This is a genomic window from Bacillus sp. AP50 (assembly GCF_040492675.1).
Taxonomy (GTDB): domain Bacteria; phylum Bacillota; class Bacilli; order Bacillales; family Bacillaceae_G; genus Bacillus_A; species Bacillus_A cereus.
In genome coordinates this window covers 1-22,498 of the sequence record NZ_JBEUTW010000013.1, presented here as the reverse complement: position 1 = coordinate 22,498, position 22,498 = coordinate 1, and the positions used below count along the sequence as shown (strand labels likewise).

Below are 22,498 nucleotides of genomic sequence, written 5' to 3'. Positions count from 1 at the left end.
ATACAAGAGTGTATATATATTGATTTAAAACATACTGAAGTGCCATTTAAACGATTATACGTAAAATAGATCTCTAGAAATATATATTCTAATTCCCTTTTCTTCTTGCATATAGTTGCAATTCTTCTTTTGAATATAACTAAAACACGAACGTTATTGACTACTAATAAAAAAACATTCGATTATTTATTGACATTGTTTATGAAATATTGTTAATATAACCATAGAAACAATAATATAAGACCTCATATAATCGCGGGGATATGGCCTGCAAGTCTCTACCTAACGACCGTTATTCGTTAGACTATGAGGGAAAGTCACTCGGTATTTTTCTATTCACAAGGGATACGTATGCCTGAGTAGAGCGCTTTCTCTCATAGTAAAAGAGAAACTGTTCTATTTCAGGCTTTTTTTATTTGAATCGGGGGGATTCTAATATGAAATCACTAGTTGGAGTCATAATGGGAAGCACGTCAGACTGGGAAACAATGAAATATGCTTGTGACATTTTAGATGAATTAAATATACCGTATGAGAAAAAAGTTGTATCCGCTCATCGGACTCCGGATTATATGTTTGAATATGCAGAGACGGCTCGTGAACGTGGATTGAAAGTTATTATTGCTGGAGCTGGTGGAGCAGCACATTTACCAGGAATGGTTGCAGCGAAGACAAATCTTCCTGTAATTGGAGTTCCAGTTCAATCAAAAGCATTAAACGGCTTAGATTCATTATTATCCATCGTCCAAATGCCAGGAGGTGTTCCAGTTGCAACTGTTGCAATTGGTAAAGCCGGTTCAACGAATGCTGGATTACTTGCCGCACAAATACTTGGATCATTCCATGATGATATACATGATGCATTAGAATTGAGACGAGAAGCGATTGAAAAAGATGTGCGTGAAGGTAGTGAGCTAGTATGACGAGGATCATTTTACCTGGAAAAACAATCGGTATTATTGGAGGCGGCCAGCTAGGAAGAATGATGGCATTGGCAGCTAAGGAAATGGGATATAAAATTGCTGTTTTAGATCCTACAAAGCATTCACCATGTGCACAAGTTGCTGATATTGAAATTGTTGCACCATATGATGATTTAAAAGCAATTCAGCATTTAGCAGAGATAAGTGATGTTGTCACATATGAATTTGAGAATATTGATTATAGATGTTTACAATGGCTTGAAAAACATGCGTACTTACCACAAGGTAGTCAGTTGTTAAATACAACGCAAAATCGTTTTACAGAAAAGAATGCGATTGAGAAGGCTGGGTTACCAGTAGCAACGTATAGATTAGTTCAAAATCAAGATCAGCTTACAGAAGCAATTGCTGAGTTATCATTCCCTTCCGTCTTAAAAACGACGACAGGTGGATATGATGGGAAAGGACAAGTTGTTTTAAGAAGTGAAGCTGATGTTGAGACAGCAAGAAATCTTGTGGATAAAGCAGAATGTATTTTAGAGAAATGGGTGCCTTTTGAAAAAGAAGTATCAGTTATTGTGATTCGTAGTGTAAGTGGTGAAACAAAAGTGTTTCCAGTAGCAGAAAATATTCATGTAAATAACATTTTACATGAATCTATCGTTCCAGCTCGCATTACAGAAGAGCTTTCTCAAAAAGCAATTGCTTATGCAAAGGTACTTGCGGATGAATTAGAACTTGTGGGAACACTAGCTGTAGAGATGTTTGCTACAGATAATGGTGAGATTTATATTAATGAATTAGCGCCAAGACCTCACAATTCAGGACACTATACACAGGATGCATGTGAGACGAGTCAATTTGGTCAACATATTCGAGCAATCTGTAATTTACCTCTAGGAGAAACAAATTTGTTAAAACCAGTTGTCATGGTAAACATTTTAGGCGAACATATAGAAGGGGTCCTAAGACAAGTGAATAGATTAACCGGGTGCTATTTACACTTGTATGGAAAAGAAGAAGCAAAAGCACAGCGAAAAATGGGGCATGTTAATATTTTAAATGATAATATTGAAGTCGCTCTAGAAAAAGCGAAGAGTTTGCATATTTGGGACCATCAAGAACAACTGTTGGAGGGAAAAAGATGATTAGTCGTTATACACGCCCAGAAATGGGTGCAATTTGGACGGAAGAGAACAAATTTAAAGCATGGTTAGAAGTTGAGATTTTAGCTTGTGAAGCATGGGCTGAGCTTGGCGATATTCCAAAAGAAGATGTTAAGAAAATTCGTGAGCATGCATCATTTGATATTGATCGTATTTATGAAATTGAAAAAGAAACACGTCATGACGTAGTTGCATTCACTCGTGCTGTATCAGAAACGCCAGCATTAGGTGAGGAACGTAAATGGGTTCATTACGGTTTAACATCTACAGACGTAGTAGATACAGCATTATCTTACATCTTAAAACAAGCGAATGAAATTATATTAAAAGACTTAGAGAACTTTGTAAGCATTTTAGCTAACAAAGCGAAAGAGCATAAATACACAATCATGATGGGAAGAACACATGGTGTTCATGCAGAACCAACAACATTTGGTTTAAAACTTGGTCTTTGGTATGAAGAAATGAAACGTAACGTAGAGCGTTTCAAACAAGCTGCTGATACAGTTCGTGTTGGTAAACTATCTGGTGCGGTTGGTACATATGCAAATATCGATCCATTCGTAGAAAAATATGTTTGTGAAAACTTAGGATTAGAAGCAGCACCAATTTCAACACAAACATTGCAACGTGATCGTCACGCACACTACATGTCAACACTTGCACTAATTGCAACATCTATCGAAAAGATGGCAGTTGAGATTCGTGGTTTACAAAAGAGTGAAACACGTGAAGTTGAAGAAGCTTTCGCAAAAGGTCAAAAAGGTTCTTCTGCAATGCCACATAAACGTAATCCAATTGGTTCTGAAAATATGACTGGTTTAGCGCGTGTTATCCGCGGTTATATGATGACAGCTTACGAAAATGTTCCATTATGGCATGAGCGTGACATTTCTCACTCTTCGGCAGAACGTGTAATTTTACCAGATGCTACAATCGCATTAAATTACATGTTAAATCGCTTTGGTAATATCGTTAAAAACTTAACTGTATACCCAGAGAATATGAAACGCAATATGACAAGAACATACGGCTTAATTTATTCTCAGCGCGTAATGCTTACACTAATCGACAAAGGTATGGTACGTGAAGAAGCTTATGATATCGTACAGCCTAAAGCGATGGAAGCCTGGGAAACACAAGTACAATTTAAAGAGCTTGTAGAAGCTGATGAGCGTATTACAAGCAAGTTAACACAAGAAGAAATTAATGAATGCTTCAACTATGAGCATCATATGCAACACGTTGATACAATCTTTGAACGCCTTGGATTAAACGAAGCGTAAAATTTCATATGGCACAGAATAGAGTCATTCTGTGCCATTCTTTATAAAAACATTATTCACATTTTTCAAACTACAGGGGGCTTGCGAAATGCAAAAGCTAGAATTGCTGTATGAAGGTAAGGCAAAAAGAATTTATCGTACAGAATCAGCAGATATGGTTTGGGTAGAGTACAAAGATAGTGCGACTGCTTTCAATGGGGAGAAAAAAGAGACGATTACAGGAAAAGGTCGTTTGAACAATGAAATTACAACTTTATTGTTCAGAAAGTTACAAGAAGTGGGAATTAAAACACATTTTGTTGAGAAGTTATCTGAAACAGAACAACTTGTTAAAAAAGTGAGTATTATTCCTTTAGAAGTTGTCACAAGAAATGTAATTGCAGGAAGTCTTTCAAAACGATTAGGAATGGAAGAGGGAACTGTACTTGCAGAACCAATCGTAGAATTTTACTTCAAAGATGATGATTTAGGAGATCCGCTTGTAACGGAAGATCATATTCGTGTATTAAACGTTGCATCACCAGAGCAAGTAAGTGTATTACGAGATATGGCTCTACAAATCAATCAAGTGTTGATTGATCATTTCGCAAGCTGTCGTGTAAGATTAGTAGATTTCAAATTAGAGTTTGGTGTAACGGAAGAAGGAGAAATCATTTTAGCGGATGAAATTTCACCGGATACTTGCCGTTTATGGGATGAAACGAGCAATGAAAAGTTTGATAAAGACGTATTCCGTCGCGATCTTGGAAATTTAACAGATGCTTATGAAGAGATTTTAAAACGTTTAGGGGGAATTTCACATGTATAAAGTTAAGGTATATGTAACATTAAGAGAAAGCGTATTAGATCCACAAGGAACAGCAGTAAAAGGAGCACTTCATAGTCTTTCATTCACAGAAGTACAAGATGTTCGAATCGGAAAGTACATGGAACTAACAATTGATAAATCTGTATCTGATTTAGATAGCAAGGTAAAGGAAATGTGTGAAAAACTATTAGCGAACGTTGTAATGGAAGACTTCCGTTATGAAGTTGAGGAGGTTGTCGCACAGTGAAATTTGCCGTAATAGTATTTCCGGGTTCGAACTGTGATGTCGATATGTTCCATGCAATTAAAGATGAGCTTGGCGAAGAAGTAGATTACGTTTGGCACGATACAGAGAATCTAGATGAATATGATGCAATTCTACTACCAGGTGGATTTTCTTATGGTGACTACTTACGCTGCGGTGCTATCTCTCGCTTTGCTAATGCAATGAAAGCAGTGCAAAAAGCTGCTGAGCAAGGAAAGCCGATTTTAGGTGTATGTAATGGATTCCAGATTCTTGTTGAATCAGGATTACTACCAGGAGCGTTAATGAGAAACGAAAACTTAAAATTTATGTGTCGCACTGTTCAGTTGCGTGTTGAAAATAATGAAACGATGTTTACATCACAATATGGAAAAGATGAAGTAATTAATATTCCAATCGCGCATGGTGAGGGGAATTACTATTGTGATGAAGCGACGCTTAAACAATTAGAAGAGAACAATCAAATCGCATTCCGTTACGTAGAAAACCCTAACGGTAGCGTTTCAGATATTGCTGGTATTGTAAATGAAAAAGGAAATGTACTTGGTATGATGCCACATCCAGAGCGTGCTGTAGATGAATTACTTGGCGGTGCTGAAGGGTTAAAAGTCTTTCAATCTATCTTAAAACAGTGGAGGGAAACATATGTCGTTAATGCTTGAACCAAATCCAACACAAATTAAAGAAGAGCGTATATATGCGGAAATGGGGCTAACAGACGAAGAGTTTGCCATGGTTGAAAAGATTTTAGGTCGTCTGCCAAATTATACAGAAACAGGGTTATTCTCTGTAATGTGGTCTGAACATTGTAGTTATAAAAATTCGAAACCAGTTCTTCGTAAGTTTCCAACTACAGGTGAGCGCGTTCTGCAAGGACCTGGAGAAGGTGCTGGAATTGTAGATATCGGTGATAATCAAGCAGTTGTATTTAAAATGGAAAGTCATAACCATCCTTCAGCTATTGAACCATATCAAGGAGCTGCAACAGGTGTTGGTGGTATTATTCGTGACGTATTCTCTATGGGAGCACGCCCGGTAGCTCTATTAAACTCACTTCGTTTCGGTGAATTACAGTCACCACGTGTGAAATATTTATTCGAAGAAGTAGTAGCAGGAATTGCAGGATACGGTAACTGCATCGGTATTCCGACTGTTGGCGGCGAAGTACAATTTGATCCATGTTATGAAGGAAATCCACTTGTAAATGCAATGTGCGTAGGTTTGATTAACCACGAAGACATTAAAAAAGGGCAAGCGCACGGTGCTGGTAACACAGTAATGTACGTAGGAGCATCAACTGGTCGTGACGGTATTCACGGTGCAACATTCGCGTCGGAAGAACTATCTGAAAGCTCAGAAGCGAAACGTCCAGCGGTTCAAGTAGGGGATCCATTTATGGAAAAGCTTCTTATTGAAGCGTGTTTAGAATTAATTCAATCCGATGCACTTGTTGGAATTCAAGATATGGGTGCGGCTGGTTTAACATCATCATCTGCAGAAATGGCAAGTAAAGCAGGAATGGGTATTGAAATGTACTTAGATGATGTACCACAGCGTGAAACAGGAATGACACCATATGAAATGATGCTATCTGAATCACAAGAGCGTATGTTAATTGTCGTGAAAAAAGGTAGAGAACAAGAAATAGTAGATTTATTTGAGAAGTATGGTCTTGCAGCGGTTACGATGGGGAAAGTAACAGAAGATAAAATGCTTCGTTTATTCCATAAAGGTGAAAAGGTAGCTGAAGTTCCAGCAGATGCTTTAGCAGAAGAAGCACCAATTTATCATAAGCCATCAAAAGAAGCAGCATACTTTGCTGAATTCCAAGCAATGAAAATGGAAACGCCAAAAGTAGAAAATTATAAAGAAACGTTATTCGCTTTATTACAGCAACCAACAATTGCAAGTAAAGAGTGGGTATACGATCAATACGATTACCAAGTTCGCACAAGCACAGTTGTTACGCCAGGTTCAGATGCTGCAGTTGTACGTGTACGCGGTACAGAAAAAGGATTAGCAATGACGACAGATTGTAACTCTCGCTACATTTATCTAGACCCAGAGATGGGCGGTAAAATTGCAGTAGCAGAGGCAGCGCGTAATATCGTATGTTCTGGCGGAGAGCCACTTGCAATTACAGATTGCTTAAACTTCGGTAACCCAGAAAAACCAGAAATCTTCTGGCAGATTGAGAAATCAGTAGACGGTATGAGTGAAGCTTGTCGCACATTACAAACACCAGTTATCGGCGGAAACGTATCGATGTATAACGAGCGTAGTGGTGAAGCTGTATATCCAACACCAACTGTTGGGATGGTCGGACTTGTGCATGACTTAAAACATGTAACAACACAAGAGTTTAAGCAAGCTGGTGATTTAGTGTATGTAATTGGTGAGACGAAAGCTGAGTTTGGCGGAAGTGAATTACAGAAAATGATTCACGGCAAAATTTTCGGTCAATCACCAAGTATCGATTTAGATGTAGAATTAAAACGCCAAAAACAAGTATTAGAAGCAATTCAAGCTGGTCTTGTTCAATCTGCACATGATGTTGCTGAAGGTGGTTTAGCAGTTGCGATTTCAGAAAGTGCAATTGGTGCTAAAGGCTTAGGTGCTACTGTGAAATTAGATGGAGAAGCAACAGCAGCATTATTCGCTGAATCACAGTCTCGCTTCGTGATAACTGTAAAACGTGAAAATAAAGAGGCGTTTGAGAAAGCAGTAGAAGCAATCCAAGTTGGAGAAGTAACAAGTACAAATGAAGTAACAATTCATAATGAAGAAAATGAAGTATTACTTACAGCAAATGTAGATGAAATGAGAAAGGCTTGGAAAGGGGCAATCCCATGCTTGCTGAAATAAAGGGGTTAAACGAAGAATGTGGCGTTTTCGGAATTTGGGGGCATGAAAATGCAGCACAAGTTTCATACTACGGATTGCACAGTTTACAGCACCGTGGGCAAGAAGGCGCAGGCATTGTCGTAAATAATGGGGAAAAAATCGTCGGTCACAAGGGGTTAGGTTTAATATCAGAAGTGTTTTCAAGAGGTGAGCTAGAAGGATTAAATGGAAAATCAGCAATCGGACATGTACGATATGCAACAGCTGGTGGAAGTGAAGTTGCTAACGTTCAACCATTGTTGTTCCGTTTTTCCGATCATAGTATGGCGTTAGCTCATAACGGAAATTTAATTAACGCAAAAATGCTTCGTCGTGAATTAGAAGCAGAGGGCAGTATTTTTCAAACTAGTTCAGATACAGAAGTACTTTTACATCTTATTAAACGTAGCACGAAAGATTCTTTAATTGAAAGTGTAAAAGAGGCTTTAAATAAAGTGAAAGGTGCGTTTGCGTATCTTTTACTAACTGGAAATGAAATGATCGTTGCATTAGATCCGAATGGGTTCCGTCCGCTTTCAATTGGAAAGATGGGGGATGCTTACGTTGTAGCGTCAGAAACATGTGCTTTTGATGTAGTAGGTGCAACATACATTCGTGATGTAGAACCGGGTGAATTACTTATCATTAATGATGAAGGAATTCACGTAGATCGTTTCACAAACGATGTAGAACATGCAATTTGTAGTATGGAATATATTTACTTTGCACGACCAGATTCTAATATTGCAGGCGTTAATGTTCATGCAGCACGTAAGAATATGGGGAAACGTTTAGCGGCAGAAGCTCCTATTGAAGCAGATGTTGTTACTGGTGTACCAGACTCTAGTATTTCAGCTGCGATTGGCTATGCGGAGGCGACAGGTATTCCATATGAGTTAGGATTAATTAAAAATCGTTACGTTGGACGTACGTTTATTCAACCTTCTCAAGAACTGCGCGAGCAAGGGGTTAAGATGAAGCTTTCCGCAGTAAGAGGTGTAGTTGAAGGGAAACGAGTTGTTATGATTGATGACTCTATCGTAAGAGGAACGACAAGTAAACGAATTGTTCGTATGCTTCGTGAGGCTGGAGCGACAGAAGTTCACGTAAGAATTGCTTCACCACCTCTGAAATATCCATGTTTCTATGGCATTGATATTCAAACGAGAAAAGAATTAATTGCAGCAAATCATACAGTAGAAGAAATCCGTGAAATGATCGGAGCAGATTCTTTAACATTTTTAAGTGAAGATGGATTAGTAGATGCAATTGGACGTCCATATGAAGGGAAATATGGCGGCCTATGCATGGCTTACTTTAATGGGGACTATCCAACAGCTCTTTATGATTATGAGCAAGAGCTTTTAGAAAGCATGAAATAAGAAAAGTGAGAAAAGCTTCTACTTCTTTTGATGTAGGAGCTAGATCCTTTCTTAAAATAGCCCGCCCTGGATGGGGAGAAATTAAAAGACGAGGTGTAAATAACGATGGCGAATGCATATAAGCAAGCAGGAGTAGATATTGAAGCTGGATATGAAGCGGTATCTCGCATGAAAAAACACGTACAAACAACTATGAGAAAAGAAGTACTAGGCGGTTTAGGCGGTTTTGGAGGTATGTTTGATCTATCAAAATTTGCATTAGAAGAACCTGTATTAGTATCTGGAACAGATGGCGTGGGAACGAAATTGATGCTCGCTTTTATGGCAGATAAACATGACACAATTGGTATTGATGCAGTAGCAATGTGTGTAAATGATATTGTTGTCCAAGGAGCAGAGCCGCTTTTCTTCCTTGATTATATTGCTTGTGGTAAAGCTGAACCTAGTAAAATTGAAAACATCGTCAAAGGTATATCAGAGGGCTGTCGCCAAGCTGGTTGTGCATTAATCGGTGGAGAAACAGCTGAAATGCCAGGAATGTATTCTACGGAAGAATATGATTTAGCTGGTTTTACAGTTGGGATTGTTGATAAAAAGAAAATTGTAACAGGTGAAAAGATTGAAGCTGGTCACGTGCTAATTGGCTTAGCATCTAGCGGTATTCATAGCAATGGTTACTCTTTAGTACGAAAAGTGTTATTAGAAGATGGGGAACTATCTTTAGAGCGTATTTATGGCCGCTTAGAACTACCTCTTGGTGAAGAATTATTAAAACCAACGAAAATTTATGTCAAACCTATTTTAGAACTATTGAAGAAACATGAAGTATACGGTATGGCGCATATTACAGGTGGTGGATTTATTGAAAATATTCCACGCATGTTGCCAGAAGGAATCGGTGCTGAGATTGAACTAGGATCTTGGGAAATTCAGCCGATCTTTAGTTTGCTTCAAGAAGTTGGAAAACTGGAAGAGAAAGAAATGTTCAATATTTTTAACATGGGTATTGGTATGGTAGTAGCAGTGAAGGAAGAAGATGCAAAAGATGTTGTTCGTCTTCTTGAAGAGCAAGGAGAAATGGCTCGTATTATTGGACGTACTATACAAGGAGCTGGCGTTACTTTTAATGGGGGCACAGCACTATGAGTAGATTAGCAGTTTTTGCTTCTGGAAGTGGATCTAACTTTCAATCTCTCGTTAATGCGGTAGAAGAAAAAAGATTGGATGCAGAAATTAGTTTATTAGTATGTGATAAACCAGAAGCACGAGCTGTTGGACGGGCAAATTATCATCATATTCCGTGTTTTGCTTTTTCAGCGAAAGCATATGAGTCAAAAGAAGCGTTTGAAAAAGAGATATTAAAGAAGCTAGAAGAATATGAAATTGATTATGTTATTTTAGCTGGATATATGCGTTTAATCGGGCCGACGTTACTAGAAGCATACGGCGGGAAGATTATTAATATTCATCCATCATTACTACCGAGCTTTCCGGGTAAAGATGCTGTCGGTCAAGCGTTAGAAGCAGGTGTGAAAGTAACTGGAGTAACAATTCATTATGTAGATGCAGGTATGGATACAGGGCCAATTATTGCACAAGAAGCAGTGGTTGTTTCTGAAGGGGATACGAGAGAAAGCTTACAAAAGAAAATTCAACAAGTTGAACATAAATTATACGTAAATACAGTGAATCAAATTGTTCAGTCTGTGAAAGAATCAACTGTTAACTAACATACAACCAGGGGTGAAGGATAAATGAAAAAGCGTGCATTAGTAAGTGTTTCAGATAAAACAGGAGTAGTAGAATTTGTTAAAGGGTTACTAGAACAAGGGATTGAAGTTATTTCAACAGGTGGTACGAAAAAGTTACTAGAAGAAAATGGCTTACAAGTAATCGGCATTTCTGAAGTAACTGGTTTCCCTGAAATTATGGATGGCCGTGTGAAAACATTACATCCAAATATTCATGGTGGTCTATTAGCAGTTCGTGATAATGAAACACATGTAACACAAATGAATGAGTTAGGTATAGAGCCAATTGACTTTGTTGTTGTTAACTTATACCCATTTAAAGAAACAATCGCTAAGCCTGATGTAACATTTGCTGATGCAATTGAAAATATTGATATCGGTGGCCCAACAATGATTCGCTCTGCTGCGAAAAATCATAAATTCGTATCGGTAATTGTAGATCCAGTAGATTATGATATTGTGTTAGCAGAACTGAAAGAGAACGGTGAAGTAGCAGAGGAAACAAAACGTAAACTAGCAGCGAAAGTATTCCGTCATACAGCAGCGTATGATGCGTTAATTTCTAACTACTTAACAGAGCAAATGGGTGAAGAAAGTCCAGAAACATTAACTGTGACATTTGAGAAAAAGCAAGACTTACGCTATGGCGAGAACCCACATCAAAAAGCAACTTTCTATAAAGCGCCATTCGCAGCAACGTCTTCTGTTGCATACGCAGAACAATTACACGGTAAGGAATTATCGTATAACAATATTAATGATGCAGACGCAGCGCTTAGCATCGTAAAAGAATTTACAGAACCAGCAGTAGTAGCAGTAAAGCATATGAATCCATGTGGTGTTGGAGTAGGAACTAATATTCACGAAGCATATACTCGTGCTTATGAAGCAGATCCAGTATCAATCTTCGGCGGTATTATTGCAGCAAATCGTGAAATTGATAAAGCTACAGCAGAAAAGTTACATGAAATTTTCTTAGAAATTGTTATCGCACCTTCGTTCTCGCAAGAAGCTTTAGAAGTGTTGCAAAGTAAGAAGAACTTACGTTTATTAACTATAAATATTGAAAAAGCGACAAGTGCAAGCAAAAAACTAACTTCTGTACAAGGTGGACTTCTCGTTCAAGAGGAAGATACGTTATCATTAGATGAAAGTACAATTTCAATTCCAACGAAACGTGAACCTTCAGAGCAAGAATGGAAAGATTTAAAACTAGCTTGGAAAGTTGTAAAACATGTGAAATCAAACGCAATTGTTTTAGCGAAAGATGACATGACAATTGGTGTCGGTGCGGGACAGATGAACCGTGTAGGTTCTGCAAAAATCGCAATTACACAAGCTGGTGAAAAAGCACAAGGTAGCGCGCTTGCATCTGATGCTTTCTTCCCAATGCCAGATACATTAGAAGAAGCAGCAAAAGCAGGAATTACAGCAATCATTCAACCGGGCGGATCAATCCGTGATGAAGATTCTATTAAAGTGGCAGATACTTATGGGATTGCTATGGTGTTCACTGGCGTACGTCATTTCAAACACTAATAGAGGATGTTTAAAAAGTCTGGTCGAGATAACCTTTTATTGATATGAAAAAGCAAACTAGGAGCATAGCTTCTAGTTTGTACTTATTTAATTATTGGGGGATGAAATATGAATGTTTTAGTAATTGGCCGCGGTGGGCGTGAGCATGCTTTAGCTTGGAAGTTTGCACAATCTGAAAAAGTAGAAAAGGTATATGTAGCACCAGGTAATGAAGGTATGAGAGATGTTGCAACACCAGTTGATATTGATGAAAATGATTTTGATGCATTAGTTTTATTTGCAAAAGAGAATAATGTTGAGTTAACTTTCGTTGGACCAGAAATTCCGCTTATGAATGGAATTGTTGATCGTTTTAAAGAAGAGGGACTTCGCGTATTTGGTCCGAATAAAGCGGCTGCTGTTATTGAAGGTAGTAAAGCTTTTACAAAAGAGCTTATGAAAAAGTATGATATTCCAACTGCGGCGTACGAAACTTTTACAGATTATGAAGAAGCAGTACAGTACATTCAAAAAGTTGGTGCACCAATCGTTATTAAAGCTGACGGCCTAGCTGCTGGTAAAGGTGTAACGGTAGCGATGACGCTTGAAGAGGCATTACAAGCTGTGAAAGAAATGCTGCAAGATGTGAAATTCGGCGCGGCAAGTAAGAAGGTTGTTATTGAAGAGTTTTTAGATGGACAAGAATTTTCATTAATGGCATTCGTGAATGGAACAACTGTACATCCAATGGTAATCGCCCAAGATCATAAAAGAGCTTTTGATGGTGATAAAGGTCCAAATACGGGTGGAATGGGTGCATATTCTCCAGTACCACAAATTCCAGAATCAGCAGTTCAAGAAGCGATTCAAACCGTATTGCATCCAACTGCTAAGGCGATGATTGAAGAAAACCGTTCGTTTACAGGTATTTTATACGCAGGTCTTATTTTAACAAATGATGGTCCGAAGGTAATTGAATTTAATGCACGCTTCGGTGATCCTGAAACAGAAGTTGTATTACCTCGATTAGAAAACGATTTAGTTGATGTATGTAACGCTGTATTAGATGAAAGTGAACTAACGTTACAATGGTCAGAAGAAGCGGTAATCGGTGTTGTACTTGCTTCTAAAGGATATCCAGAAGCATATAAAAAAGGTGATATTATTAGCGGACTAGATGCACTGCAAGATGTGATTGTTTTCCATGCAGGTACAGCAATGAAACATGGGGACTTTGTAACGAACGGTGGCCGTGTATTATTTGTTGCTTGTAAGGCAAATAGTTTACAAGAAGCAAAAGATAAAGTATATAAAGAAATCGGTAAAATTGAGAGTGATGGTCTATTTTATCGAAGTGATATAGGATATCGTGCAATTGGGCATGAGATGATGAAAAGTTAATATGTAAAAATCCCGCTGAGGAATCAGCGGGATTTTTTATGCATCTTTATCTTTTTTTAATTTCCCTTTTTGCTTTGCCATTTCTCGAAGTAAATACTCGATGTGTGCATTGACGCTACGAAATTCATCATTTGCCCATTTTTCGATGACTGCGTGTAATTCAGGATCAATACGTAATGGAAAGCTTTTCTTTTTAGCCATAATTACTTATAGCCCTTAGTATAGGCTTCCTGTATTAATAACTGGCTGCGCACCTTTATCTGAAACGATGGCAACTAATAAGTTGTTTACCATATTTGCTTTACGCTCGTCATCGAGTTCTAGTACGCCTTCTTCATCTAACATATGGATGGAATCTTTCGCCATCTTCACAGCACCTTCAACAATTTCTTTTCTAGCAGCTAATACTGCTTTTGCTTGCTGGCGTTGTAGCATTGCATGGGCAATTTCTGTTGCGTAAGCTAAGTGCGTTAAACGAGTTTCTAATACTTCTACACCAGCAATTTCAAGACGCGCCTCTAACTCACGTTTTAATTCTTCAGAGATTTCTTCAGTATTTCCGCGTAACGTAACGCAGGTTTCATCTTGGAAATTGTCATAAGGATATTTTGTTGCAACATGGCGGATTGCCGTTTCGCTTTGAATTTCTACAAATCGATCATAATGTTCAACACCAAACATTGCTTTTGCAGAATCAACAACTTTATATACGATAACAGCTGCAATTTCAATTGGATTTCCATCAACGTCATTTACTTTTAATTTTTTACTGTTAAAGTTTTCAACACGTAAAGATACAGTTTGACGGAATGCGAACGGAATCGTTAAAAATAAACCGTTTTGACGAATTGTGCCTAAATAATTACCGAAGAACGTAATAACCTTCGCTTGATTCGGTTGAACAATACCGATACCTGTAGCGAGAACTGCGGCTAATATAATAGTTAGTGCCGCTCCTATGAAAATTTCTTGTGCAAGGAAAAATACACCGATAGCAGCTAAAATCAAAATTCCAATAATACCGAGAAAACCATTTACATAAAATACTTGTTTTTCTTTCATATGATCGCCTCCTGATATAAAAATGATATCACTTTTATATCATTTTAAGCAAGAGGTATGCATCTAATTTTCTGAATTTTATTGGTTGATATCTTTTATATACATTTTAAGGTTCAAAAAGAGAATATACGTTCTGTTTTATGGTAAAATAAAGAAGACTTAACCGCCCACTGCAGCAGCTAAGTCCCTTTGAGAGCATCTTGCATCGTGACAAATGATTCAAAGCGGTTTTGCCAGGATTATATCTTCAATCGCTGACTCAATCTCTTTGTCAGAAGCGTCATAACTTCCTTTTGACTCTGGCTTGTCATGAGTGGAAGTTTGATTCACTTCTTCTTTAGCATGTCCTTTTTCACCAAAATTCATGCTAGGCATTTTAAATGCCCCCATATTCATGTATTTTCCGAATTTCCACATTTCAACAACAGGACAGAAACGAACAATTCCTTCTGCAACTTTCATTGCACCAATCCATAGAAAAATGTTAGACCAAGTGCACCACGGCTTGCGTACAAGTTTAGTTGCACTACATCCGAAGAGGACGAGCCCAAGTGTAATTCGAATTAGAGCGTTTATTGTCCCGATATTTTGCTTCATTAGAAAAACACTCCTTTTTATGAAAGTTGAAATAGATAATACTATTTCTCTTATTAGTATCCCGTTTGATTTTTGGGATATGTAATCCAACATTTGACGTGGAAAAAGATGTTGGATTGTGCGTGTGTGTAAGTAACTTTTTTTGTTATAATGAAAGAATGCATAAAAGGAACTTCAAAATTAAATCCTCTAGTTTAAAAAATATGGAAGAGGTAATTCCAAACTTAATTCTCCGTTTTAAACAAATATTTAAGATGAAGTTAAAACAATAATGATGAAAATAAACTGTTATTTTGAACAGAAATATATATAACTAGAGAAAAGGAAGGGTGTTTTCATGTACGATATTTCCGGATGGAAACATGTATTTAAGCTTGATCCAAATAAGGAGTTAAGCGATGAACATTTAGAAATGATTTGTGAGTCTGGAACTGATGCGGTTATTGTAGGCGGAAGTGATGGAGTTACAATTGATAACGTATTACACATGCTAGTTAGCATTCGTAGATATGCAGTTCCTTGTGTATTAGAGGTTTCTGATGTAGAAGCAATTACACCAGGATTTGATTTTTATTACATCCCAAGTGTTTTAAATAGCCGAAAAGTAGAATGGGTAACAGGTGTTCATCATGAGGCATTGAAAGAATTTGGGGATATTATGGACTGGGACGAAATTTTTATGGAAGGGTATTGTGTTTTAAATCCAGAAGCGAAAGTAGCCCAGCTTACAGAAGCGAAATGTGATTTAACAGAAGATGACGTTATTGCATATGCTCGTTTAGCAGACAAGCTATTACGTTTACCGATATTTTATTTAGAATATAGCGGTACGTATGGAGATGTTGAACTTGTTAAAAATGTAAAAGCAGAATTGAAACAAGCTAAGTTATATTATGGCGGTGGTATTTCTAATGCAGAACAGGCGAAAGAAATGGCACAATATGCTGATACAGTAGTTGTTGGAAATATTATTTATGATGATATAAAATCGGCGTTAAAAACAGTTAAAGCAGTAAAAGGAGAGTAGGTGCAGGCGTATATGAGTATGACAGATAAGTTATTAAACGGTTTAAATCCACAGCAACAAAAAGCAGTACAAACAACGAATGGACCACTTCTATTAATGGCAGGTGCAGGTAGTGGTAAGACACGTGTGTTAACACATCGTATTGCGTATTTACTTGGTGAAAAAGGTGTAGCACCATGGAATGTACTAGCTATTACCTTCACAAATAAAGCAGCTCGTGAAATGCGTGAGCGTATTGATACACTTGTGGGACCAGAAGCAGAAGATATTTGGATTTCGACGTTCCACTCTATGTGTGTACGTATTTTACGACGCGATATCGATCGTATTGGTATTAATCGTAACTTTACAATCTTAGATTCAGGTGATCAGCTAACTGTAGTCAAAAAAATTATGAAAGAGCGCAATGTTGATCCGAAGAAATTTGAGCCGCGCTCTATTTTAGCGAGTATTAGTAATGCGAAAAATGAACTGTTATCTGCGGATAAATATGCAAAAAAAATTACAATGGCTGATCCATATGAAAAATTAACGAGCGATGTATACACAGAGTATCAAAAACGTCTTTTGAAAAATAATTCATTAGACTTTGATGATTTAATTATGACGACGATTCAGCTATTTGAACGTGTTCCAGAAGTATTAGAGTTTTATCAGCGTAAGTTCCAATATATTCATGTTGATGAGTATCAAGATACGAACAAAGCGCAATATCTTCTTGTTAAACATTTGGCAGCGCGTTTTAAAAATCTTTGTGTTGTGGGTGACTCTGACCAGTCTATTTATCGCTGGCGTGGTGCAGATATTTCTAACATTTTGTCATTCGAAAAAGACTATGAGAATGCACAAGTAATTCTGTTAGAACAAAACTATCGTTCGTCACAAAATATTTTAAATGCAGCGAATGCTGTTATTGAAAAAAATACGAATCGTAAGCCGAAGAAATTATGGACAGACAATCAAGTTGGAAGTAAAATCTCGTATTATCGTGCTGCAACTGAAAAGGACGAAGCGTATTTTGTTGCAAAAAAAATTCGTGACGATATTCAAATGGGGAAACGAAAATATACTGATTTTGCAGTGCTATATCGTACGAATGCTCAGTCTCGTATGGTCGAGGAGATTTTCCTTAAATCTAACATTCCGTATAAAATTGTCGGGGGTACGAAGTTCTACGATCGTAAAGAGATTAAAGATATTTTGGCGTACTTACGTTTAATCGGTAATCCAGATGATGAAATTAGTTTTGCACGTATTATAAATGTGCCAAAGCGTGGCATTGGTGCGACTTCTATCGATAAAATTATTAATTACGGTGTGCAAAATGGAATTTCATTAACTGCTGTATTTGATGAGATTGAGCATGTTGGAGTAAGTGCAAAAATTACAAAGGCAGTAAAAGAATTCGCGAATTTATTAAATAACTGGGTAAATATGCAAGAGTATTTATCTGTTACAGAATTAGTAGAAGAAGTTATTGAAAAAACAGGCTATCGCGATATGTTGAAAAATGAACGTTCTTTAGAAGCGGAAGGTCGTTTAGAAAACTTAGACGAGTTCTTATCTGTTACGCAAACATTTGAATCTCAAAGCGAAGATAAGAGCCTTGTTGCATTCTTAACAGATTTAGCACTTGTTGCTGATATTGATCGTGTAGATGAAGACCCAACTGCTGGTGAAGAAGTTATTTTAATGACGATGCACTCGGCGAAAGGATTAGAGTTCCCGGTTGTCTTTATTGTTGGCTTAGAGGAAGGGATATTCCCTCATACTCGTTCTCTTATGGAAGAGGATGAAATGCAAGAAGAACGTCGTCTTGCTTATGTAGGTATTACTCGTGCAGAAGAAGAGCTATATTTATCTAACGCGCAAATGCGTACATTATTTGGTAGAACAAGTATGAACGCTGCGTCTCGATTTATTACAGAAATCCCGACAGAACTAGTGGAATCATTAAATGAAACAGCGCCGAAGCGTGAAACATCGTTTGGTACAAAAGGCAGAACGGCAAGTAGCGGCAAAACGACAATCACAACAGCAACACGCTCTCGTTCAGCTTTCGCGCGCCCTGCAGCTAAGACGACAGGCGGCGAACAAATTGGCTGGGCAGTAGGAGATAAAGCTTCCCACCAAAAATGGGGAGTCGGTACAGTTGTAAGTGTAAAAGGTGAAGGTGATGCAAAAGAATTAGATATTGCGTTCCCAAGCCCAATTGGTGTTAAACGTTTGTTAGCAAAATTTGCGCCTGTGACGAAACAATAGGAAAGGAATGAGGATATGTCAAAAGAGATAGTAAAAAAACGTATAGAAGAATTACGTGACTTGTTAAATACATTTAACTATCAATATCACGTATTAGACAATCCTTCTGTTTCTGATGCGGAATATGACCGTAATATGCAGGAGCTTATAAAATTAGAAGCAGAGAACCCAGAGTTTATGAGTGAAGATTCTCCCTCCGTTCGCGTTGGGGGGACTGTTCTTGATATATTTGAAAAAGTAACACATAAGTCACCAATGTTAAGTTTAGGAAATGCATTTAACGAAGGAGATTTACGTGATTTCGACAGAAGAGTACGTCAAGGAATTGATGGTGCGAATGTAAGATATATATGTGAATTAAAAATTGACGGGCTTGCCGTTTCGCTTCATTATGAAAAAGGACGCTTCATTCAAGGGGCGACACGTGGTGATGGTGTAACGGGTGAAGATATTACTCAAAATTTAAAAACGATTAAAGCTATCCCACTTCGTTTAAATGAAGAAGTAACGTTAGAAGCAAGAGGCGAAGCTTATATGCCGAAGCGTTCATTCGTTAAACTAAATGAAGAAAAAGAGCAAAATGGAGAAGATGTATTTGCGAATCCGCGTAATGCAGCAGCAGGTTCAATACGTCAACTTGATCCGAAAATTGCAGCGAAGCGTAACTTATCTATGTTTGTGTATGGTCTTGCGAATGTAGAAGAAAAAACAATTTCATCACATAGTGAATCGCTGGATTTCTTAGGTGAACTTGGATTTAAGACAAATCCAAATCGCCGTACATGTGAAACAATTGAAGAAGTTATAGCTTATGTAGAAGAATGGCAAGAAAAACGTCCGCATCTTGATTATGAGATTGATGGAATCGTTATAAAAGTAGATGATGTTGCTCTTCAAGAAAGTCTAGGAACTACAGCGAAGAGTCCAAGGTGGGCGATTGCTTATAAATTTCCGGCTGAAGAAGTTGTAACGAGATTAACAGGCATTGAATTAAGTGTTGGCCGAACAGGGGTTGTAACACCGACTGCAGAACTAGAGCCAGTGAGAGTTGCTGGTACGATTGTTCGTCGTGCTTCTTTACATAACGAAGATTTAATTCGTGAAAAAGACATTCGAATTGGTGACTACGTTGTTGTGAAGAAGGCTGGAGATATTATTCCTGAAGTTGTGAACGTTATTTTTGATAAGCGTACTGGTGAGGAAGAAGAATACCGCATGCCAACTCATTGTCCAGCATGTGAGAGTGAACTTGTTCGTTTAGAAGAAGAAGTAGCACTTCGATGTATAAATCCGACTTGTCCGGCTCAAATTCGAGAAGGGTTAATCCATTTCGTTTCAAGAAATGCAATGAATATTGATGGACTTGGAGAACGTGTCATTACACAACTCTTTGATGCAGATTACATTCGTACATTTGCTGATTTATATGCATTGACGAAAGAGCAATTATTACAGTTGGAACGTTTTGGTGAAAAATCAGCAACAAACTTAATACAAGCAATTGAAAATTCTAAAGAAAACTCGTTAGAGCGATTATTATTTGGTCTTGGAATTCGCCACGTTGGAGCGAAAGCAGCACGTACATTTGCAGAGCACTTTGAAACGATGGATGAGCTTGTAAAAGCAACGGAAGAAGAACTAAAAGCAATTAATGAAATTGGCGAAAAAATGGCTCAATCTGTTGTGACATATTTTGATAATGAAGATGTATTAGAGTTATTACAGCAGTTTAAAGAGTATGGCGTGAATATGACATACAAAGGTATAAAAATTGCAGATTTACAAAATGTTGAATCTTACTTCGCAGGAAAAACGGTTGTTTTAACAGGTAAGCTAGAAGTTATGGGACGAAGTGAAGCGAAGAAGAAGATTGAGGCATTAGGTGGAAAAGTAACAGGAAGTGTTAGTAAGAGTACGGATTTAGTTGTTGCAGGTGAAGCAGCTGGTTCGAAATTAGCACAAGCGGAGAAACATAATGTTGAGGTTTGGAATGAAGAGAGGTTCTTACAAGAGCTAAATAAGTAAGAGGTGCAAACTTACCATGAAAAAAATAGCATTAGCGGTATTAAGCCTTGGCCTACTTGTAAGTGGGTGTAGTGCAGGTGCCGACAAAGATGAAAAAGTGGCTGGGAAATCGGGGAAAGCAAAAGAACAATCAGTTGTTCCAAAATACGCTATTTCGGATGAATATTATAAGACGACTATTCCATTTGATGGTGGAAAGGCACGTGGTTTAGTGGTGCAAGGGTTAAATAGTCGCCTTGATATAGATGAATTTGAAACAGGATTAATGCGAATTGCAAAAGAATCATTTAGTACGAAAGATAATTTTTTAAAAGGCGGAAAAGCTCTAGATACTCAAACTATACAGATGCTTGTTAAAAGAAAACGTACAGATGCTGAACAAAAGGAACTAGAGGAAAAATTAAAAAAAGATGCAGTTAAATTTCCAAATATAGGATTAAATCCTGCATTAGGAACAGGATCCGAATCACTAGAAGTGAAAAATAAAAAAAATCCAATATATATTTCAAATATTTTAGAGCATGATTATTATGTGAAAAAAGGCGATAACGGCGAGGAACGTGTTGGTATGGTAGTTGGATTAGCGATGAATTCTGTTCAATATTTTAACGAAGAGCATGGTTACCCACGTGAAGCTGCAATCCCAGATGAAAAGATGTTAGCTGAAGGGAAAAAAATGGCGCAAGAAATTTTGAAAGTCATACATCAAAAAGAACCTGAAACAAAAAATATTCCGATAACATTTGCGATTTATCGCCAAGCTCCAAAGTCTTCGCTCGTGCCAGGTAATTTTGTTTCTTATGCAAATGTCGAAAAAGGTAGTGAAACGGTTGAAGATTGGAAACAAATTAATGAAAAATATTATTTGTTCCCATCAGAGCAAGCGAAAACAGATAATAAACGTGAAGATCTTGCAAGAGTATCCAACTTTAAGGCAAAACTAAGCGATTATTTCCAAGGCGACTATACAGCTGTTATTGGTACTGGTATGTATAGAGATGATGAATTAAGAGAAATGAAGCTTGATATTCCTGTCCAGTTTAATGGAAAAGCGGAAATAGTTGGTTTTACACAATATGTGGCAGGGCTTGTTATGGAATACTTCCCGAATTATATGAAAGTACAAGTAACGATTAAATCTGTAGAACGCCCAGAAGCTATTATTATACGTGAAGCAAAACAAGATGAACCACTTGTGAAAATTTTAGATTAAATATGAAGGCTGTTCCTCTATGGAACAGCTTTTTTTCTTATGTAATTTTGTTATAATTTAAAATGTTGTAAAAAATAGGAGTGAGGGGTAAAGCTCATGGAAGAATTAAGTTTTCAAGTCATTATTTTATTAATTGCATTCGGTTTTTTAGCAGCTTTTATTGATTCCGTTGTTGGAGGAGGAGGGTTAATTTCGCTTCCTGCACTTATGTTTGTTGGCCTATCGCCAGCTTCGGCAATTGCAACGAATAAATTAGCGGCAACAATGGGGACGTTTACGAGTGCGATGTATTTCATTCGATCAGGAAAAGTTGATTTTAAAATTGTAGGAAAGTTAATCCCGTTAACTATTGTTGGAGCTGTTGCAGGTGCTTTAGTAGTAAAATTTATTCCATCGGATATTTTACGCCCATTAGTACTTGTAATGTTGGTATTTATTGCTATTTATATTATTGCAAAAAAGAATTGGGGAAGTGTGTCTACCTATAAGAAGATGACGCAAAGAAAAACATTAATATTTTTCTTTGCTATTTTAATGATAGGATTTTATGATGGGTTTTTTGGACCAGGGACAGGGTCGTTTTTAATTTTTGCATTTTTATTAATTGGCTTGGATTTTATTCAAGCGGCAGCATCTGGAAAACTTTTGAACTTTGTTAGTAATATTGTATCTTTAATTACTTTTTTATTCTTAGACATAATTCATTTTGAATACGGTATTATCATGGGATTATCAATGATCTTAGGTGCTTATTTTGGATCGAAGTTTGCGGTTCAAAAAGGTGTTGGATATGTAAGGACTTTATTTTTATTAGTTACTATATTATTTATCGGGAAAAATGTTTTGGAATATACTCATATTTTGTAGATTCATACGCATGATGTATGATGTTCCAGGTACTGTAACAGTAAACTCAGGTAATTTACAAT

20 protein-coding genes and 1 riboswitch are annotated in these 22,498 nt (G+C 37.3%); of the genes, 17 read left to right on the top strand and 3 right to left on the bottom strand.

Annotated features, from left to right (window positions below; all coding sequences use genetic code 11):
- The first annotated feature begins 225 nt into the window (after nt 1-225).
- Nucleotides 226-327: riboswitch (purine riboswitch) on the top strand.
- Nucleotides 328-437: 110 nt separating this feature from the next.
- The 12 genes from purE to purD all read left to right on the top strand — a co-directional run bounded on the left by purE (nt 438) and on the right by purD (nt 13,383).
- Complete coding sequence (gene purE, locus ABWK52_RS01925; RefSeq protein WP_000839367.1) at nt 438-923, top strand: 5-(carboxyamino)imidazole ribonucleotide mutase; 486 nt, start codon at nt 438-440, stop codon at nt 921-923.
- The gene (purK, locus tag ABWK52_RS01920) at nt 920-2,071 is read left to right on the top strand and encodes a 5-(carboxyamino)imidazole ribonucleotide synthase (protein ID WP_000196770.1); all 1,152 of its coding nucleotides are present in this window, start codon (nt 920-922) and stop codon (nt 2,069-2,071) included. Before purE ends, purK begins: the two co-directional genes overlap by 4 nt.
- Nucleotides 2,068-3,375 (top strand): adenylosuccinate lyase, encoded by a 1,308-nt coding sequence (purB, locus tag ABWK52_RS01915; RefSeq protein WP_000625682.1) that lies wholly within the window; start codon nt 2,068-2,070, stop codon nt 3,373-3,375. Before purK ends, purB begins: the two co-directional genes overlap by 4 nt.
- 88 nt (nt 3,376-3,463) lie before the next feature.
- Nucleotides 3,464-4,183, top strand: a complete 720-nt coding sequence (purC, locus tag ABWK52_RS01910; RefSeq protein ID WP_001170544.1) for a phosphoribosylaminoimidazolesuccinocarboxamide synthase — start codon at nt 3,464-3,466, stop codon at nt 4,181-4,183.
- Entirely contained in the window at nt 4,176-4,430 is a 255-nt protein-coding gene (gene purS / locus ABWK52_RS01905; RefSeq protein WP_000278823.1) for a phosphoribosylformylglycinamidine synthase subunit PurS, read from the top strand. The genes purC and purS overlap by 8 nt, the downstream gene beginning before the upstream one ends.
- Nucleotides 4,427-5,110: a phosphoribosylformylglycinamidine synthase subunit PurQ gene (gene purQ, locus ABWK52_RS01900; protein WP_000666787.1), complete on the top strand. Its 684-nt coding sequence runs from the start codon at nt 4,427-4,429 to the stop codon at nt 5,108-5,110. The genes purS and purQ overlap by 4 nt, the downstream gene beginning before the upstream one ends.
- Nucleotides 5,094-7,313, top strand: a complete 2,220-nt coding sequence (gene purL / locus ABWK52_RS01895) for a phosphoribosylformylglycinamidine synthase II (RefSeq protein ID WP_000055562.1) — start codon at nt 5,094-5,096, stop codon at nt 7,311-7,313. The genes purQ and purL overlap by 17 nt, the downstream gene beginning before the upstream one ends.
- Nucleotides 7,298-8,713, top strand: coding sequence for an amidophosphoribosyltransferase (gene purF / locus ABWK52_RS01890; RefSeq protein WP_000879025.1), 1,416 nt, complete (start codon nt 7,298-7,300; stop codon nt 8,711-8,713). Before purL ends, purF begins: the two co-directional genes overlap by 16 nt.
- A gap of 105 nt (nt 8,714-8,818) precedes the next feature.
- Nucleotides 8,819-9,859 (top strand): phosphoribosylformylglycinamidine cyclo-ligase, encoded by a 1,041-nt coding sequence (gene purM, locus ABWK52_RS01885; protein WP_001262439.1) that lies wholly within the window; start codon nt 8,819-8,821, stop codon nt 9,857-9,859.
- On the top strand, nt 9,856-10,443 hold the full coding sequence (purN, locus tag ABWK52_RS01880) for a phosphoribosylglycinamide formyltransferase (RefSeq protein WP_000088589.1): 588 nt from the start codon (nt 9,856-9,858) through the stop codon (nt 10,441-10,443). Before purM ends, purN begins: the two co-directional genes overlap by 4 nt.
- A 24-nt stretch (nt 10,444-10,467) precedes the next feature.
- Nucleotides 10,468-12,003: a bifunctional phosphoribosylaminoimidazolecarboxamide formyltransferase/IMP cyclohydrolase gene (purH, locus tag ABWK52_RS01875; protein WP_000745434.1), complete on the top strand. Its 1,536-nt coding sequence runs from the start codon at nt 10,468-10,470 to the stop codon at nt 12,001-12,003.
- 108 nt (nt 12,004-12,111) lie between these two features.
- A complete protein-coding gene (purD, locus tag ABWK52_RS01870; RefSeq protein WP_098542168.1) occupies nt 12,112-13,383 on the top strand; it encodes a phosphoribosylamine--glycine ligase in 1,272 nt (423 codons plus the stop codon).
- A gap of 36 nt (nt 13,384-13,419) precedes the next feature.
- On the opposite strand, the gene ABWK52_RS01865 is transcribed toward purD, so the two are convergent.
- The 3 genes from ABWK52_RS01865 to ABWK52_RS01855 form a co-directional block, all read right to left on the bottom strand.
- Nucleotides 13,420-13,584, bottom strand: a complete 165-nt coding sequence (locus ABWK52_RS01865; protein WP_001085171.1) for a toxin-antitoxin system HicB family antitoxin — start codon at nt 13,582-13,584, stop codon at nt 13,420-13,422.
- A gap of 15 nt (nt 13,585-13,599) precedes the next feature.
- A complete protein-coding gene (locus tag ABWK52_RS01860) occupies nt 13,600-14,445 on the bottom strand; it encodes an SPFH domain-containing protein (RefSeq protein ID WP_000660669.1) in 846 nt (281 codons plus the stop codon).
- A gap of 219 nt (nt 14,446-14,664) precedes the next feature.
- A complete protein-coding gene (locus ABWK52_RS01855; RefSeq protein ID WP_000812348.1) occupies nt 14,665-15,042 on the bottom strand; it encodes a YgaP family membrane protein in 378 nt (125 codons plus the stop codon).
- Nucleotides 15,043-15,379: 337 nt separating this feature from the next.
- Here ABWK52_RS01855 and ABWK52_RS01850 point away from each other — a divergent pair, with 337 nt between their 5' ends.
- The 5 genes from ABWK52_RS01850 (at nt 15,380) to ABWK52_RS01830 (ending at nt 22,436) form a co-directional block, all read left to right on the top strand.
- Complete coding sequence (locus ABWK52_RS01850) at nt 15,380-16,069, top strand: heptaprenylglyceryl phosphate synthase (RefSeq protein WP_000272102.1); 690 nt, start codon at nt 15,380-15,382, stop codon at nt 16,067-16,069.
- Between the two features lie 12 nt (nt 16,070-16,081).
- A complete protein-coding gene (gene pcrA / locus ABWK52_RS01845; protein ID WP_141537408.1) occupies nt 16,082-18,331 on the top strand; it encodes a DNA helicase PcrA in 2,250 nt (749 codons plus the stop codon).
- A gap of 15 nt (nt 18,332-18,346) precedes the next feature.
- On the top strand, nt 18,347-20,356 hold the full coding sequence (gene ligA / locus ABWK52_RS01840) for an NAD-dependent DNA ligase LigA (RefSeq protein WP_000031613.1): 2,010 nt from the start codon (nt 18,347-18,349) through the stop codon (nt 20,354-20,356).
- A 16-nt stretch (nt 20,357-20,372) separates the two neighbouring features.
- Nucleotides 20,373-21,569, top strand: a complete 1,197-nt coding sequence (locus ABWK52_RS01835) for a CamS family sex pheromone protein (protein WP_000717034.1) — start codon at nt 20,373-20,375, stop codon at nt 21,567-21,569.
- A 96-nt stretch (nt 21,570-21,665) separates the two neighbouring features.
- A complete protein-coding gene (locus ABWK52_RS01830) occupies nt 21,666-22,436 on the top strand; it encodes a TSUP family transporter (RefSeq protein WP_353771868.1) in 771 nt (256 codons plus the stop codon).
- Nucleotides 22,437-22,498: the final 62 nt, after the last annotated feature.